Source organism: Rhizobium sp. SU303, from assembly GCF_021052345.1.
In the GTDB taxonomy this organism is placed as follows: domain Bacteria; phylum Pseudomonadota; class Alphaproteobacteria; order Rhizobiales; family Rhizobiaceae; genus Rhizobium; species Rhizobium laguerreae.
The window spans coordinates 1317879-1334352 of record NZ_CP088095.1 but is presented as its reverse complement, the minus strand read 5'-3'; the positions used below and the strand labels follow the sequence as shown (position 1 = coordinate 1334352).

General features: G+C 61.2%; 12 protein-coding genes and 1 tRNA gene. All 13 read right to left on the bottom strand.

Annotated features, from left to right (window positions below):
• Nucleotides 1-16: 16 nt before the first annotated feature.
• Nucleotides 17-145 (bottom strand): DUF982 domain-containing protein, encoded by a 129-nt coding sequence (locus RlegSU303_RS06695; RefSeq protein WP_231283594.1) that lies wholly within the window; start codon nt 143-145, stop codon nt 17-19.
• 25 nt (nt 146-170) lie between these two features.
• A complete protein-coding gene (locus RlegSU303_RS06690; protein WP_018070471.1) occupies nt 171-932 on the bottom strand; it encodes a hypothetical protein in 762 nt (253 codons plus the stop codon).
• Between the two features lie 292 nt (nt 933-1224).
• Nucleotides 1225-1401 (bottom strand): hypothetical protein, encoded by a 177-nt coding sequence (locus RlegSU303_RS06685; protein ID WP_020397439.1) that lies wholly within the window; start codon nt 1399-1401, stop codon nt 1225-1227.
• A gap of 329 nt (nt 1402-1730) precedes the next feature.
• Complete coding sequence (locus RlegSU303_RS06680) at nt 1731-2498, bottom strand: metallophosphoesterase (RefSeq protein WP_018070474.1); 768 nt, start codon at nt 2496-2498, stop codon at nt 1731-1733.
• A gap of 53 nt (nt 2499-2551) precedes the next feature.
• Nucleotides 2552-3877, bottom strand: coding sequence for a DUF2442 domain-containing protein (locus RlegSU303_RS06675; protein WP_018070475.1), 1326 nt, complete (start codon nt 3875-3877; stop codon nt 2552-2554).
• The gene (locus RlegSU303_RS06670) at nt 3878-5857 is read right to left on the bottom strand and encodes an AAA family ATPase (RefSeq protein ID WP_018070476.1); all 1980 of its coding nucleotides are present in this window, start codon (nt 5855-5857) and stop codon (nt 3878-3880) included. It lies immediately after the preceding gene.
• Nucleotides 5857-6069, bottom strand: coding sequence for a DUF6634 family protein (locus RlegSU303_RS34315; protein WP_318028957.1), 213 nt, complete (start codon nt 6067-6069; stop codon nt 5857-5859). Before RlegSU303_RS34315 ends, RlegSU303_RS06670 begins: the two co-directional genes overlap by 1 nt.
• A 1271-nt stretch (nt 6070-7340) precedes the next feature.
• Nucleotides 7341-7414 (bottom strand) — tRNA-Pro (locus tag RlegSU303_RS06665).
• Nucleotides 7415-7618: 204 nt separating this feature from the next.
• Nucleotides 7619-8287, bottom strand: a complete 669-nt coding sequence (locus tag RlegSU303_RS06660; protein ID WP_017959893.1) for an HAD family hydrolase — start codon at nt 8285-8287, stop codon at nt 7619-7621.
• Between the two features lie 76 nt (nt 8288-8363).
• Nucleotides 8364-10754 carry a cellulose synthase gene (locus tag RlegSU303_RS06655; protein WP_231283593.1) on the bottom strand — a complete coding sequence of 797 codons (2391 nt, stop codon included), beginning with the start codon at nt 10752-10754 and terminating at the stop codon, nt 8364-8366.
• Nucleotides 10751-11797 carry a glycosyl hydrolase family 8 gene (locus tag RlegSU303_RS06650; RefSeq protein WP_017959891.1) on the bottom strand — a complete coding sequence of 349 codons (1047 nt, stop codon included), beginning with the start codon at nt 11795-11797 and terminating at the stop codon, nt 10751-10753. The genes RlegSU303_RS06655 and RlegSU303_RS06650 overlap by 4 nt, the downstream gene beginning before the upstream one ends.
• Nucleotides 11794-14235 (bottom strand): cellulose biosynthesis cyclic di-GMP-binding regulatory protein BcsB, encoded by a 2442-nt coding sequence (locus RlegSU303_RS06645; RefSeq protein ID WP_168279931.1) that lies wholly within the window; start codon nt 14233-14235, stop codon nt 11794-11796. Before RlegSU303_RS06645 ends, RlegSU303_RS06650 begins: the two co-directional genes overlap by 4 nt.
• Entirely contained in the window at nt 14232-16424 is a 2193-nt protein-coding gene (gene bcsA, locus RlegSU303_RS06640; protein ID WP_151518496.1) for a UDP-forming cellulose synthase catalytic subunit, read from the bottom strand. Before bcsA ends, RlegSU303_RS06645 begins: the two co-directional genes overlap by 4 nt.
• Between the last annotated feature and the right edge of the window lie 50 nt (nt 16425-16474).

The following is a 16474-nucleotide window of genomic DNA, read 5'->3' as shown; positions in this document are numbered from 1 at the left end:
AGCAGATCGATCCAGCCTAAAACCAGTCTGGACCATCATCGCCGGATACCGACAACCCCGCTTCGTGCGCCGCGTCGATGAAGGCTGCCCGAGCGTCTTCGACCGTGTCATCCTCACTACCACGTAGGACGGCCTCACAGACCATCAGTGCGGTCAGGTAGGCCTCTCTGTCAGTTGGCGGGCCATTGGATCATCAAGCAATTCGCGAGATCGAGGACCGAGGACAGCCCCCACTGGATTTTTGAACCACGTTCACGGCTTGCGGGGAGCGGCAACGGCCGGAGGATCGCTGTCTTCGAGCGCTTCGTGATCTCGATCATCAAGGCGCGCTGCCTAGCCTCGTATTTTTTCCGAGCCATCACATCAGCCAAGCTGAATGTAGCCTTGCCATCGATCTCGTTTCTCACGAGCCTTCCTGCTCTAACCCGGCGATCCAGTAGCACCAGATCAATCCCGAGGATAGCGGCGGCTTGCTCTGGGGTGATATCTCGATCGTCGAGGCTTTCCATCAGCCTGCTGGCTTCGAGCAGCGCAGCGTTCGTGACTTCCTGTTCCTTCTTCAATTCGAGGACTTGGAAGAGGTCGAACGTGATCTTGCCATCTGCCTGTCGGTAGTGGAGGTCCCCTCCGTCGGTCAGAGCTTCGAGCAGCACGAGATCGATCCCGAGAATTTCGGCAGCTTCCTCCGGTGTGATTTCCCGACGAGCGAACGGAGGCGGCGGCCCGTCTGTACCGAGCAGCCGTTCTTCATTGCCGAAATCGACCTCAAGACTTTCGATCAAAGCCCGCTCTTCGGCCGTCAGGTCGTCTTGATAGATGAACCTCCAGTTCGCCCGATACAGCGCCCACGCGGTTTCCCGATCGATGGGCGTCGTCTTGCTCCTGTTCCAGCATAGGCTTTCAAGACTGGGATATTCCTTGGGTACGATCATCACGACACCTTTTTGCGGTCCTTCATGGCAGCTTTTGTGAGAGCCGTGGCCTCCTCCATGATTTCGATTTCGGTGGAATGTCGATCCGGACCGCCAAACCGCTTCTCGGCGGCTATTTCGGCAGTCGCTTTCTCGAACCCGACCCTTGCCCGCTCCATATTGGAAGGTCGACGAAATAGCCGCCTGATTGTTTTCCAGATCACGGACCACAAAAACATTCGAACTCCGTTTCTCTGTCAGGGACGGCCGAGCGGGCCAAGGCAAACACAAAAACCGGCTGGCTGTCATGTCCCTATTCCCCTTCCCAAAGTTCCCTTTTCTCGATCTCGCAGCAGGCGAGACATAGCCGACGATCCGGCAGATACTTGTCCTCGCCGTTCTGGCCGATCTTGAGGACGACTTCCGATGGCTTGCCACAACGCTGGCAAGGGCCGGGGGCATAGGGGCTGCCTTCGAAAAATCGGGCCATGGGTTTTTCCGTCGACCGGTAACGCTGCGGTCGTTGCTGATGGGAAAATCCGCTCGTTTCAGGTCGATACACTCCTGGAGGAACTCGAGGATAGAGCATCGGTCATCCGGTTCACGAATTCCGCCAAGGCTACGTTTGCGGGCGCGCTTGACATGGATTTGGTAGCCGACCGGAAGAAGGCGGTACGTACGTTGCGGCCCGTTCCCGAATAGGATTCAGTGTCGCCGCAAACGACGACCGCCGTTGTTCACTCCGAAGCCTCACGGCGCGCCCTTCAAGTCTTTCACAACGTGACACCAATGCGCATTTGGGTGCCCGAGACCGACATGCTAAACATCCACGGTAAAGGCGGGATCGAACCCGGTCATTTCGTCAGGGTACCCCCTCGGATTCGATACGACCCTCGTTGAGCCGACCATGTAGTCATTTCGATGGTGGACGTGACCGTGTACCCACAACGTTGGCCCGACCTCGTACAGCAAATCTTCTAAGTCGGAAGCGTAACAAGCGGAGAGTGGATCGTGCCGGAAACCGAGGTCAATCGCACGCGGTGACGGGGCGTGATGCGTAACGACGACTGTCGTTAGCCCTGTCCCTTCGCGCAATCGACTGGCGATGAAATCGCGAGTCTCAAGATGTTTCCGCAAGGCGTCGATCGGCTTGAATTTGCGAAACGGTGCCTTTGCGAACTTGATCTTCTTATAGTCGTTCATCCCGTGCGCGGCGTACGACATGGTGACCTCCGGATTTCGGCCAAACAGGCGAAAATCGGTCCAAAGTCCTCCGCCGATGAACCGGACACCACCGATGTCGACGGCCTCGTTCTCAAGAAAATGAATGTTGGGAAGACGACCAGCGAAATCGCGGGCGTCCCGGATACTTTCCTGGACGAACGCAGAATAAAACTCGTGGTTTCCCGGTACGAAAACCACGGGGATAGCATGCGCCACGGTGTCGGCGAGCCATTGCAGACTCGGGACGATGCCCTTGTCCAGAACGTCGCCAGCGCAAATCATGACATCGGCATCGGCTGGTGCGGTCTGCAAAAAAGGCTGTCCGAATTCCAGATGGAGGTCTGAGAGGACCCAAAGTTTCATGACTGTTGTCCTACTGCGGCAGAAAAAGAGGAGAACTCGGTCTAGCGAGTGGATCAGAGGGCCAGGAGTGGCTGGCTTGGGTAGAGCCAACCCATGACCGCCTTTCTCATCGAACTCGCCAAGTCATCGTGGTGAATCTCTAATGCGGATTTCGCCTCGTCAGCGGAGAGCCAACCGTCGCTCAAGCGCCACCGGCGATAGAACAAGACATCGAGACGATGGCGTCGGAAATCTTCTGCCATGCTCCGCAGATCGCTGGGCTTTTCTGGCGGCATCGCTTCGGCATCGGGAGGCAGGTCAGACTTGTCGGAGTGCTCACCATTCGGCGTCTGAACCACCCAAGTCTCCTCATCCGCGGCGGTGACAATCGCGTCTATCTGAGAGCGGATGTCGTCCGGCACATTCGCGGCGGCGTCGAAAGCCGCCGTGATAAATCTGGCATCGCTCGCGAAATGGAGGTTCCACTCCGACGGATTGTACCGCCAGAGGACTGTTTCAGCAGCTTTCGTCCAACACCCCGCTTGCATAAGTCCGAGAGCCTCCAGAACCGAGTATGCGTTGACCGTGGCGCACGCCGGGCCGGCCCCGTTGGCAGCGGCGATGTTGGCTACTGGCACGCTATCGCGGTCGTCCGCCTTCAGCGACAGAACGCGTCTGTCCAACTTCCGGAATCGCAGTTCGCCGTTCTGGTCGGCCACGTAGATGACCGCGGTCGAGATATCGTCCCACCTTGGCGGCGGCTCGGGACGTTCGGGAAATCGCCGCGGCTTGGCTCCCCCGACAAATTCGTGCGCCTGTCCCAGTGCAACAAGCGCCGCACACCCGACCTCATAGGCGGTTATGTGGTAATGTTCCCAACCTATCTCGTCCTTGTAAGGTAATCCGTACGACAAATATACGGCAACTGCCCGAGCCCAGGCGGCGAAATCGTTTGCCTGCTTTTTGTTGTGCAGCTCCATGGCACGCGTCGCAGATTCCGCCATGAAACTCGGCGTGCCGTAGATTCCGGTGATCATCAGCCCAATCTCGTGATCGACATCGAGGCTCTCCCAGTGGAGACCCGTCTCGCCAAGCAGTTCGACTTCTGCGAGGTGAGGCTCGGATGCCTCGACCAATCCCTCGAGGAATCGTCCGGGGACCGTGAAGGTCGAGCCGTTCTCGAACTCGACGACGATCCGGCCTGTCGACTGATGGTAGTAGGCACCCCTTGGAGTCGGGTGTTTCAGTCGCCAATATGCGTCACGCGCGCTCCCGACCACAATGCGACGTCCCAGCGGGTCAAAGCCGATTTCGTCCAGACCCGACCCAAGCGACTTCTCCCGGTCGGGGTCCGTTTTGATACGACGATAGCGCCGCCTACCCCTCCCCTTGCTCGTCATCTACGCCCCCGCGCTGCGACGAGGCAGCTTCGCAAGGCTGACCGTTGGCATCCGGTGCCGCCGTACGATCTCGGCGACCTCCTCTCCTGCCAGGACATTTGCTTCCAGAAGACGTTCTACAATGGCATGGAGAGCGGCTCGACGAGATTGAATGATGGACCTCGCGCGATCGAACTCGTTCTGCAAAACGTCGTGAATGCGCCTGCGGAATTCTGGATTGTAGGACCTCAGTCGCTCGAGCTGTTCAAGGGAACCCTCGACGACGAGTGTGTGTCCCATCCCGAGGCAGCCTTCCAACATCGTCGCAAGCTCCGTCGCCCTATTGAGGTCGGCCGTTTGCGATCCCGAAGCGCCGTCGGCAAAACAACCGAAGACTTCCGTTTCTGCGGCTATGCCAGCCAGGCAGACGGCGATCGCCGCGAGATAGTCTGGCCGCGTCTTTGGCCGGGCACTACTGTGACCGTATTGGACGTACCCAAGTTGGCTGGATTTGCCCTCAGCCCGGTACCGTGAAATCTTGACCTCACTGACCTCTCCATGGCCGACTTCGATCGAGACGAGGGCATGGCCCGCTTCATGGACGGCGAGAGCACGAACGAAGTCTTCCGGAAGTTCCGTCACCGCCGGCAATTGGTCGATGATATGCGTTCCCGCAAGGACCTCCGAACGGCGTCGCGCTGTTCGTCGTGCGCCTCGAGCGATTTGTTCGATATCGGCACCTGATAGACCATCGGTCGCTGTATCGAAGATTTCAGCTTGAGGTTGGTCAAGCTCGACCCCGCTGTGGAATTGCAAAATCGAAAGCCGGGATTGAGCATCGGGAAGCGCGATCGGGTACTGACGATCCAGCCGTCCCGCGCGCCGTATCGCCGGATCGAGATCGTCCGGATGGTTGCAGGCTGCCACGACCACCACACCTTCGCGGTGGTGGAAGCCGTCGAGGAGTTCGAGTAATCCGGCAATCGCGGCCGTCATGTAGGCCCTATTATGATCACGGATGCTTCGATCACCAAAGGTAGAGACTTCATCGATAAATAGGATTGCCGGAGCCTTCGATCTTGCCTCCTCGAAGGCTTTCCTCATGGCTTTCAAGAAGTCATCGAGCGAACCGGCACTCTGCCACGTCGAGAAAGACCCAACGACGACGGATACCCCGCAGGTGTTGGCCAAGGCACGCACGAACGTCGTCTTTCCGGTTCCAGTCGGACCTGAAATCAAGACCCCATCGTCGACATCCTCCCACCGGATGCGGCCCGTTTTGTAATCCGCCAGATCACGCGCCAGGTCAAACCCCCATTGCACGACCGGACCGTATCCATGCATATCCGCGAGGGTTGGCACACTGATCGTGGGTTCCGGCGCACTGGAGCGCGTCGACGGCAACGGGAGTTGCTGTAGCCTCCGAAGAGAAAGCATCGGCGGGCGTCCTTCCTGAAAGGCCTTGTCCAGCAAGGACCACGGCGCAGAAAGGAGAAGTTCGACATCCTTCTCGATGACCGGCATCCCGAAGCGTCTAAGCGCCGCCTCGACATGCCCCCGGCTCCGCATCGGAACATCGACCACAATGTCCGCAAAGAGCCTCGCTTCGTCGTCCAAGGCTTTGCCGGGCTCCTTTACGAAGATCGCTCGATCCACTCGCAATACTTCCAGCTGGTCGCGGTGTGAGTAGCGTCCGCCCCAGTCACTGACATATGGGCGGGCATCTTTCTTGTATTCTGCGACCCCGTGTAGAAAGACTCGGGCGGCGGCCGTATAGACGGAAAGGCAGGCTTCCTCCTGGAGGCAAACGATGCCCTTGAACCTGGCGTTCTTCTTGTTCCAGCGCCGAAGCGCCGCGGCTATGCCGCAGAAGGCCATGAAGACCGGCAGCGTGATGAAGGTATCGTCGCCGGGGCTACTTGGCTTCCACGGGACTGGCGGCTTTCTGGTAGACGGCGGCGGAGGCTCGTTTAGAACCTCGAGATATTCGACGATGTCCATCAATGCGGGCACTCCGACGGCCCATTCTCCCGGAGCCTCTCTTCCCAGTATTCGGGGTCCACGCGCGTTCCGAGTCTGTACCAACGAGACATCGTTCGCGCGATGCCGCGTTCCGGGTCGAGGTAAAAGAGCTCGCTCGAGTACGCAGGCCTTCCGTCTGAGATGTTCGGATGTGCGAGAGGACGGCCGATCAGGCAAGGCACCGAGCGCATCGCCAAAGCCCAGCTGTTCATGGCCGCCTTCGGTGCGATCGCATCGACGCACCGATCGATATTTTCGAGGTCGTCGGCGAGACGTCGCAGCTTCTCGACGAGGACCGGTCCCGACGTTCCAAACCAAGCGTAAAAAGCAGAATCATCGTGTCGCATAATTAACCCCGAATCACTGCCCTCTTTTTATAGGGCGCACGGAGTCTTATAGACTCCATCTGACATATTAAAAGACCCCATGCGGTATTTATTGACAATTTTATTGGAGACATCTTTGTCGGGTGAATGAGGATACCTGCCCCACCCGAGGCCCTCCGGGTCGCACGCGCGCTTTTGAACCTACCGCAGCGGCGCGCTGCGGAGAGCGCCGGCGTGCCACATAGGTACCTCACGGTTGTCGAAACAAGCGTCTCCCGCGCCAACACGAACCTCGAATTGGTTGACTTCTATACCTCGAAGGGAATCGAACTTCTTGGTGAGGCATCTATAGGGAGAACAATAACTCGCGCTGGAGCCAGATGGGCTGCCCCTAGCTCACCAGATGTCAGCAAAGGAGCGAAAGAGAAATTTCACGCCGAAGACTCCCGTGTTTCGTTCCGGGCTGCGAGAGCGTTGTTGAACAAAGGGCAGGATCAGATCGCGGAGTTGGCCGGCTTGAGCCGGGCTACGGTGAAAAGCCTGGAGGCTGGTAAAAATTGGGAGGAATCGCACCAGACTCTCTTGAGCTTCTACGAGAGCGCGGGCGTCGAATTCACGGGATGGGGCGATCCAGTCACCGGCAGGTATTTCGGCGTCGGAGTGAGATGGAACACTTCCAGACGGGCAGATGATGAGTCCACACTTTAGCTAAGACCTTGGGGCTTTGCGTAGGTCGGGAGTGCCCCGTTGATATCCCAGTGAACAGGCCCACTCCCTGCGGTCGCGGGTCCGCGGGCTCCGCCATTGGGTCGGCCCAAAGGGCCGTCTTCTTTATGAATTGGGCTGATCGCTCCGGCTGTTACAGTGAATCGATAGCCTGATCAGCCCAATCAAGCGGAATGCGCCTAGTCGGCGCATGCTTTTTTGTGTTCAGATTCGTGTCCGCCGCAAGATTAGTGAACACCTAAACGCCGCTAAGTCCCTGAACTCAAAGCCAATGAACAATTGCGATAACTTCAAATAACCACAGACCGGAAGCAAGGCAACGCAAATAAAAAAGGCCGACGAAGCACTTTCGCTCGTCGGCCTCTTCAATTGAGAAGAGCTGGCGTCTAAGCCTAACTCTTTGAAAAATCTCGGAATGGCCGGATTTGAACCGACGACCCCTTGACCCCCAGTCAAGTGCGCTACCAGGCTGCGCTACATTCCGTCACCGCCATTCGAAGGTCTTCTGAACACAATCGTTGAATCCGTATAACGAACCAGCGACCCCTTGACCCCCAGTCAAGTGCGCTACCGGGCTGCGCTACGCCCCGACCTGCCGAAACGGCTTGCTTCGTTTAGTTTTTCAGCGCGTGCAATGCAAGCGGAAAAACCTTGCCTCCAAGAAAAAGGAGGCGGTTTGCGCGAATGGTCAGATCGCCGCGAGCCTCAGCCGGCCTTCGGCGGTTTGACGAGGCTGCCATGCCTGGTAGTTGGCGATCGAAAAATGCGGCGTTTCGAAGGGCGTGGCGTGCGTTTCGGTGATGACGGTGACGTCGGCGCCGGCGGCCTCGCCGGCGAGGATGCCGGCGACCGCATCTTCGAAGACCAGGCATTTTTTCGGATCGACACCGAGGCGACTTGCACCGAGCAGATATCCTTCGGGGCTGGGCTTGCCTGATTTGACCTCTTGGCCGCTGACGATGACCTTCGGCATCGGGACGCCGGCAGCGGCCATGCGGCGCCTGGCGAGCTCGATCGGCGCCGAGGTGACGATCGCCCATTTGCCATCGGCGATGGCATTGAGGAAACGAACGGCGTCGGGGATCTCGACGATGCCGGAGACATCCTCCATTTCCTCGGCGAGCAGCAGATCCGCCTCATGTGCCGGATCGACGCCAGGCAAGCCGAGCCCGCGGATCACATCGGAGGCGCGGATGCCGTGGATCGTCTTCAGGAAGACCTCCGGCTCGAAGCCGTGGCGCCTTGCCCATTCACTCCAGACGCGTTCGACGACCGCAATAGAATTCAGCAGCGTTCCGTCCATGTCGAAAAGGAAGGCGTCATAGGTTCTGTCGAGGATGTCATGGAGAGCGGGCACGGGCTTTTCCTTGCAAGCATGAGGCCGGGGCGACCTTTGTGCAGGCGAGTAGCGGAGAGTGGAAACGACGTCAACGTCAGTTGTTGGTGTCTGGATGCGTGACGTTACGGACGTCGGCAAGACCGCGGGCGGCGTCGCGGCTGCCGGTTGCGGCAGCGGCTTCGAAGATACGGGTCGCATCGCCGTACATTTTGAGATTGAGGTAGCAATAGCCGCGCAGAACCATCAGGTCGATGCGTTCCTGCTGCAGCTGGGCGCGCTGATCGAGATGGATGAGGGTTTCGCGATAACGGCCGGCATCGAAGGCCGAAAGCGCACGGTCTGCGAGGATCGCCACCTGAAGCTCGGCGGCGCGCTGGCGGTTCTGCGGCGCCTTGGTGGCCGCGACGGCGGCATTGCCGGAGAGGCCGGCGCGCAGATAAGCAAGGCTCTGGCCATAGGCTGCGTCTTCACGGACCTTGCGGGCCGGGCTCTGCAATGCAGCCTCGAAGGCCAAGATCGCCTCCATCGGCCGGTTGATATCCATCAGGCACCAGCCGCGCGACAGTGCGTCGGCCGGCTTAAGCTGCCCCGCATCGATTGTGGTCGAGCAGCCGCGCGTCTGGCGCGGGCCGCGCGGGACGGTCATCGTCTCCATCGCCGGCCTTGCCGCGCGAACGACCACTTCCGACCCCGGCTGCAGGGTGATGCGGCGCTCGGCCGGGAGCGGCTCGGTCGGGGGACGCAGCGCCGGTTGAGCCGGTTGCTGTGCGGCAAGCCCTCCCTTCGCCGGCGGCGGCGTGAGGGCATTCGGCATCAGGGAGGACGTGTCTTCGAGGTTGGTGATCCGGCTCGACCGGCCGGCCCAGGCGCGCTGGAGGTCGAGCACGCCCTTGCGGTCGCTCAGTTGCTCGCGGGTGATGACAAGGCCATAGGCGGACGGTTCGTCATCGGGTTTCCAGGCAAGCGCCGTCTCGAACCAGCGCGCAGCGGTCTGGAACTGGTTGAGGGAGCGGGCATACCAGCCGAATTGCTGCGCCGTCGGCACATATTTCCGGGTGATGATCTCGGTGGCGATGCGGTGCAGCACGTCTTCGGCCAGATCGGCCGGCGGCTGCAGCGCCATCAGGTTGGCGGTAGCGGCGAGATAGGTTGATGTCGCATCATCGGAATCGGCGCGCCAGCGAAACATCACATCCTCGGCTTCTTCTGGCGCCTTGCGGGCGATCAGCGCCAGCGCCAGCCCCTGTGAAGCGGCCGCCGAATCTTGCTTGGCTCGGGCGGCACGGAACCACTTTTCTGCATTGGCATCGTTGTTGCGGCGAAGCTGGTACCAGCCGAGCAGCAGCGCGTCGGAGGCAAGCCCCTCAATCCCGGCGAGCTTTTCGAGGCGGGCGACGTAATCGGGCGCAATGGCGAGATTCGGATCGTCATTGCCTTCGGCCACGAAGCGCCGGGCGAGGTTATCACGGATCGCATCGAATTCCCTGCTGCCGTCGGCGGCAGGCCTCTCCAGCGCGAGCAGCGCCTGCATCGGCTGATAAGCAAGCAGCGTCGAGGCCTTTTCGACCGTCGCCTGCCGCTCGGCGGGATTGGAGCAGTTCTTCAGGACATAGGTATAAGCGTCCTGGCCGCGCTGCGCCCTCTCCGTCTGGATGAAGGCTTCGGCGACGCGCCAGAGAATATCGATCTCGCTGCAGGTGAGCAGGCTCGGTGTTGCGGCAGCGGTATCGACCACCGTCGCATATTGCCTGAGGTCCGAAGCATTGACGAGGCGGGCGCGGGCCTCGGAGACGTCGAGCCGGTCGAGCAGATCGGTCGGCGGCTGCCATCCGGCATCGGCTGCCTGGCGGTCGGCGACCGCCTTGCGCAACTCTGCATAGCGGCCATCGGAATAGAGCTGCCACATGGTCTCGAGCTGCTTGTCGACATTCTGCGGCACGGCGAGCGGATCGGCTGGTGGAACCCAGTTCGGATAAAGCGCCTGAAGGCGGGAGATTTCGGCCTGCAGGCGCACCTTGTCGCCGCGGCTGGCGAAATAACGAAGCGCACTTTCATCGACGGCAGGCTGCGGCGCCGCGGCCGTTTGCTGTGGTGCCGGCGGCGCGGAAACGATGGGGGGTGTGACTGGTGCCGGCTGGGCGACCGTCTGAGCCGGCGGAGCAGCCGTCTGAGGTGCCGCAGGCTGCGATGCTGCAGGCTGCGATGCTGCAGGCTGCGATGCAGCGGCATCCGGCTCGGACGTGTCCAGTGCTGGCGACGGCGAAGTGATCGCCTCTATCTTGTCGGCGACGAGTTGCGCATTGAATTCAGGATTGCCGGCAGGACCATCGGTCGGCTTGATGCGGCCCATCATCATCAGCTCCGGCGCCGGCTTGCCGGCAGACCCAAGGCCGAACCTTTCCTGCAGAGCGGCACGATCCTTCAGTCCGGTGACGAGGGTCGCCACAACGACTGCCGCTGAAACCGCCACGAGAGAAGACTTCACAGACACTCCGGATGCTTCTCCCCGATATAGGCCAGCCCCAGCAGCTGAAGTGTGGACGGATAATAGAGTGCGGGCGCAAATTGTAGGGCTGAGACCGGCAACTTGGTCCCATCGACTACACAGGCCACAACATCGTTAACAATTCTATAACCGGGATCCGACAACACAGCCTTCGGCCGGCCGGTGGTCAGATCGATGGTGGCGGGAACGCCGTCTTGCGACATCCCTTGCTGCAGGCGGGTCAGCAGCGCCTTGTCGGTGACTCCGCCGCGAGCGAGATAGAGCGGGATGCGGATGGCGTTATAGGCAAACTCGGCGTCGAAACCCTGCGCCGGCTGCGGCTGGCCGCTGAGACTGACCCATTCGGCAGGAAGCTTGCGCGGGCCGAACTGCATCGTCTTCAACAGCGTTAGGCCATCGTCCGACAGTTTTTGCCAGGCATCCGACGGAGCGAGCGCCGCCATCACCGGGATCGCCTCATAAATCCAGTAGGACGGGTTGACGACGGGGCCGTCTTCACGGTCGGTGGCGGCAAAACCCTGGCTCCCCGGCAACAGGAGTGTGTGGCCGGACGAATGCACGACGGTTTCGGCAAGAAGCGCCTGCGCCATGCGGGAGGCAGCTAGGATATAGTCGTTGCGTTTCCACGCCGTGCCCGCAAGCGCCAGCGCATAGGCGATCAACATGTCGCCGTCCGATGCATTGTTGGTGTCGGTGACGTGCGGCTTGACGTTCGGATCCCATTTCCAGACCGCCAGGCCATCGTCGCGTAGCAGCAGCTCTGTGCGGGTAAAATACCAGATCTGTTCGAAGTCGGCGGGGCTGGCTGCGAGATAGGCGAGCAACATGCCATAGCCCTGCCCTTCGCTATGGCTGATATTGCCATTGCCGTTATCGACGATGCGACCCGTCGCATCGAGAAACCTTGCCTTATAGGCGGACCATGCGCCGGCATTGATCATCGCCTGCTGGGCGACGGCGGGCGGGGCCGCCGGGGCGAGCGCAACCGTTGCCGCCAGCAGGAGCGTTCGCAATCGCCTCATTTCGACCGGCCCAGCTTTTTGAGCATGCTCGACGTGGTGACGCCGATCAGCAGCAGGAATACGACCAGCAGGAAGGCATAGGAGAGAATATTGGTCGACAGCCAGTTGGCCGCGATCAAGCGATAATTGGCAATCGACCAGGGCGTAGACGGCACGAAATCGAAGCGGGTGACGGGCACCGCATCGATCTTGCCTGTCTTGCTCGAATAGGTGGTGATGTGGCCCGATATCTGCGGCCAGTTCAGTTGCGTGGTCAGAACCTCGAGCCCTTCGCGCAAATCCTTCGCCGATGGCGCCGTCACCACGGTCCAGGCGCCGGCTCCAGCGGGGCTGGAGCCTTGGGCGACCAGAAGCGTTGCGGCGTTGGGCGGTGTAAAAATCTGGTCGGCGCCGGGCATGAATTGCAGCGAACTGCGGGAGATATCGAAATTGCGCGACAGCCACTCGCGGAAAGCGGTGATCCGGCTGCGCAAGACTCCGCCGCTGACCTTGGAATTCCACTCCTCGAAGGCCGTACCGGTATCGACGACGCCCGGCTGCGCATCCGGCACGGGACGCCACGAGGCCTGGCTCGCCGTGGCGATATTGGTCTGCGACAGCGCCGTTGCCGGCATTTGCGAGATGGAGCCGATGAAGATCGCGTCACGATCGCCGATCATGTTCGGCGAGGCGATGGTTTCGATGGCGATCGGATGGCCGGCGGTGATCGCCATGTGGCCAAGGAGCGTGGCGGCGGCCGAAAGCGTGTCGGCATCGACGCGGTCGATGAAGAGCGGCGTCGGCTCCGTAGCCCGACCATAGGGATAGGCGGTGCCGGCCATTGCGGCCAGATTCGGACGCTGACCGACGCGGGCAAAATCCGGAATCTGCAGCTCGGACGTATCGAACAGGGCAAAGTGCGGGGTGGCGCCGGCGGTCGAGCCCGGCGCGCAGACAGCATCGTCCTCGGTCATCAGGATCGCCTCGATCGCCACTAAATTAAGACCGGGCTTGAAGTGCCGCATCGTCACGCGGATCGGCAGATGACGGAGAATGCCACCTGATCTCTTGGTGATCGGGACGGTGGAGGCGATGTTGTCGTTGACGTAGATATCGATGTGGCTGCCGGGCAGCACGTTATCGGTATAGGCGGCGTCGAGCAGCACCTTCGCCTCGCCGTAGGCATTGGCATAAAAATCGGCCGGCACGGCGATATTGAAGCTCGTGCGCAACCGCCGGCCGGAGAACTCGGTGGTCTTCACACCGAGCTGAGACAGGGCGATATTCGTATCGGAAAAGACCAAGGGCGCGTTCGGCGCGCTCCAGCGCTCGGTGGTCAACACGTTGCGGCGAACATCCGAGGACCGGTCTGTCGGCGAGACGATGGTATCGATCGCCGAGGAGACCGCCTGCCAGGAGGGGCCGCTGATCAGAAGTACCGGCGAGCCGCTGCGTGGATCGGTGACGAAAGCGGCGAGTGCTGCACTTTCGGCGCCGGGTGGCAGGCCGGGAAAGAGTGGCCGCAGTTCCGCCGCGGTACCGACGAGCACGCTGAGCTTGCCAGGCCCGCCGGCCGGAAGTGAAGCGATGCTGAAGGCGAAGATCTGGTTCGGCATGCTGCTCAGCACAGACAGGCCCTGCGCCAGCCGTAGTAGCGGTTTGGTGGTTCCCGGCTGCTCCAGCGCCGGGACAACGATGTCGAACTCGGTCTCGCCGGCACTGTCGACGCCGATGGCGCGGATTGCGTCGGCGCTCGATAGCTGGGCGGCGTCCCTGCCGGCAAAGCTCAAATAGGTTCCGGCCGGATCGATATTCGACCACAGTTCATAGGTGGATTGAATACTGCAATCGGTGCGGTGGCGCTGATCGGCTTCGAAGGTGACGAGATTGGCGCCGGGCTGCAGCAGACCAGGCGGAACCTCGAACGTGACGGTCGACGGACCATCCGGCGAGCCGACGCGCTGCTGGCCGATCGGGCGATTGTTGAGATAGACGGTCAGCGCCGAGGCCTCAGGCGCGACGACGATCGAATTCTGATAGGCGAAGGTGAAGCTTGCCTTGGCCGCCGCCTGCTCCGGCGTCAGATAGACCGACCATGACCGGCGGTCGTATTCCCCGCCGAGAGAGAGTTTCGAAAAGGGCACGACAAAGCGGCGGACATCGCCGGAACGCGGCGGCGCAACGCTATTTGCCGCTGCGGCAGGCTGGCGCGCAGGCGCCGCCGGCTGCGGCTGAGCGACGACCGGCGGAGGAACAGGAGCAGCCGAGGTTGCGGGCGCGGGTATGACGGAGACCGGCGGCGTGACGGGAACCGGCGCAGCCGCCGCAGGCGGCGTCAAACGCGGGGTAACGGACGCACCGGGCGGCCGCTCGCCGGACATGTCGAACGGTGCCGTCTGCGCCTGGGCGAAGGCGGAAGCATTCAGCACGAGAAGCGAGGCGGCGACGATCCTTCTCATCCGGCGTTGACCTTTGCCGCCTGCTGCTGGGCTTCTCGCTCCGGCCGCATGCTGCGAAAGAAGTAAACGAGGCCGCGGCTCGTCTGGTAGAACGACATGCCGAGAAACCAGATGGTGCCGCGGATCAGGCCCGGATTGCGGCGGCGCGAGGCCTGGAACTGGGTCCATTGGTCGGAGTTGGCAAAGATCAGATCGGCGATCAGGCGATGGTCGAGCGCGCTTTTCGGCACGTACTGGCAGCCGACATTGCTGATGTCGCCCGACGGCTCGATGTTGCGGACGATGAGCGGCAGGGTTTCCAGATCCGCGCCGCTATAGGGCCGGAAGCGGATTTCGCCGACGGCGCCGACCAGCATCTCGTCGAGCTGCTTGTTGAAGATGTGAAGCCTTGCGCCGTGGACGGAGACGTCCTCGATCGAGGCCGTGTACCACTTGCCATTGGCGCCGAATTCGCAGCGCCGGTTGACGCGGACGCGGCGGGACAAGGCGCGCTCGCCGCGCTCCGACACGACACCGAGCGCGCAGCCGGCCATGATCAGGTTGATGAGATTCCATCCGCCGACGACCAGCGTGACGTCGGCCTTATAGGGCTCGGCATAGATTTTGTAGATGGTGATGACGAGCGCGACGATCTGCACCGCGAAGATGACGAAGAACGGCCGGCTGATCTCCGACAGACGGCTGACGGCGATCGATTCGTCCTTGGCGGTGACCTTGAAGGTCGGCTTCCGTGGATTGATCATGACGGAGACGACGGCCGGCAGCAGATGCACGGTCTGGACATATTCGTAGAGCTCGGAAATCCAGGGCCAGCGGAACGACCCGTAGAGGTAGTTCTGCATCATCAGATTCACCAGCATATAAGCCAGCGTATAGGCGAGGAACTCACCGCCCGAGGCGGTGAAGATTTCCAGATCGAAGAACAGGTAGAAGAGCGGCGCAAACAGGAAGATCGTGCGCGGGAATGGGAAGAGCCAGAACAGCGTGGAGGACATGTAGCAGAGGCGCTGCGGGATCGTCAGGCCTCGCTTCAGAAGCGGGAAGCGGAAGCGCAGGATCTGCATCATGCCCTGGGCCCAGCGGCTGCGCTGGCCGATGAAGCTTGCGAAGGTGGCTGGCTGCAGGCCGGCGATCAGCGGCTTGTCGACATAGACGCTGTTCCAGCCGCTGCCATGGAGCGCCAGCGCCGTCTCACAATCCTCGGTGATGCTGATGCCGCTGAAACCGTTCTGGGATTCGAGCGCCCTGCGGCTCAGAACAGCGGCCGAACCGCAGAAGAAGGCGGCGTTCCATTTGTCGAGGCCGCGCTGGATGATGCCGTAGAACATCTCGTTCTCGCTCGGCATCTTGTCGAAGGTGCGCAGGTTGCGCTCCAGCGGATCGGGATTGATGAAGAAGTGCGGGGTCTGGACGAGGAAGAGCTTCGGATCGTCTTCGAAGTAACCGACGGTCTCCAACAGGAAATCGCGGGCCGGCGCGTGGTCGGCATCGAAGACGGCGATGAGTTCGCCGGTCGAATGTTTCATGCCGTTGTTGAGATTGCCGGCCTTCGCGTGCTCGTTGCGGTCGCGCGTGAGGTAACTGACATCGAGATCGTCGCAGAGCTGCTTCAGTTCGACATGGCGGGCGGCAGCCGCCTGCGCTTCGAGCAGCTTGCCGGAATTGCGCTTCTGCAAGGTGGCGCCGTCGTCGAGCAGCCAGACATGCAGCTTCTCGGCCGGATAATCCATGGCCTTGGCGGCGGCCAGCGTATTTCCCAGCAGGCCGGCATCCTCGTTGTAGGATGGCACGAAGACGTCGACATGAGGGAAACGCTCATTCCTGGCGGCACGCGAGGGGCGCGATGGCAGCGGCGTCGCGACGATGAAGAGGCTGAGCGCCAGCATCGCAACGCTATACATTTCGGCCAGATAGAGCAGCAGGCCGGGAATGAAATTCTCGGGCTGGTTCAGAGGCGGCAGCGTATTGGTGGTGCGCCAGTAAACATAGCGCAGCACGATCGACGTGCCGAAGGCGAGCGCCACCAGGCGCCACGTCCCCTCGCCCTTCAGGATCTTGATCAGCGCCATCACAGTCACGACCGTGATGCTGGTGATGAGCTGAGTCTGCAGGTTGACCGGCAGCGTGATCAGCACGATCATGCAGAGCGAAACCACGGCCCATATGATGACACTGCGGGCTTTGCGCATTGACGATCCTTCGAAATTGCTCAACCGGACCACCATCTGGCGCCCGCGGG

Excerpts from the sequence above, each read along its gene's own strand:
- RlegSU303_RS06695 (WP_231283594.1), bottom strand. The coding sequence starts at position 145 with ATGGTCTGTGAGGCCGTCCTACGTGGTAGTGAGGATGACACGGTCGAA.
- RlegSU303_RS06690 (WP_018070471.1), bottom strand. The coding sequence starts at position 932 with ATGATCGTACCCAAGGAATATCCCAGTCTTGAAAGCCTATGCTGGAAC.
- RlegSU303_RS06685 (WP_020397439.1), bottom strand. The coding sequence starts at position 1,401 with ATGGCCCGATTTTTCGAAGGCAGCCCCTATGCCCCCGGCCCTTGCCAG.
- RlegSU303_RS06680 (WP_018070474.1), bottom strand. The coding sequence starts at position 2,498 with ATGAAACTTTGGGTCCTCTCAGACCTCCATCTGGAATTCGGACAGCCT.
- RlegSU303_RS06675 (WP_018070475.1), bottom strand. The coding sequence starts at position 3,877 with ATGACGAGCAAGGGGAGGGGTAGGCGGCGCTATCGTCGTATCAAAACG.
- RlegSU303_RS06670 (WP_018070476.1), bottom strand. The coding sequence starts at position 5,857 with ATGGACATCGTCGAATATCTCGAGGTTCTAAACGAGCCTCCGCCGCCG.
- RlegSU303_RS34315 (WP_318028957.1), bottom strand. The coding sequence starts at position 6,069 with ATGCGCTCGGTGCCTTGCCTGATCGGCCGTCCTCTCGCACATCCGAAC.
- RlegSU303_RS06650 (WP_017959891.1), bottom strand. The coding sequence starts at position 11,797 with ATGAGGCGATTGCGAACGCTCCTGCTGGCGGCAACGGTTGCGCTCGCC.
- RlegSU303_RS06645 (WP_168279931.1), bottom strand. The coding sequence starts at position 14,235 with ATGAGAAGGATCGTCGCCGCCTCGCTTCTCGTGCTGAATGCTTCCGCC.
- bcsA (WP_151518496.1), bottom strand. The coding sequence starts at position 16,424 with ATGCGCAAAGCCCGCAGTGTCATCATATGGGCCGTGGTTTCGCTCTGC.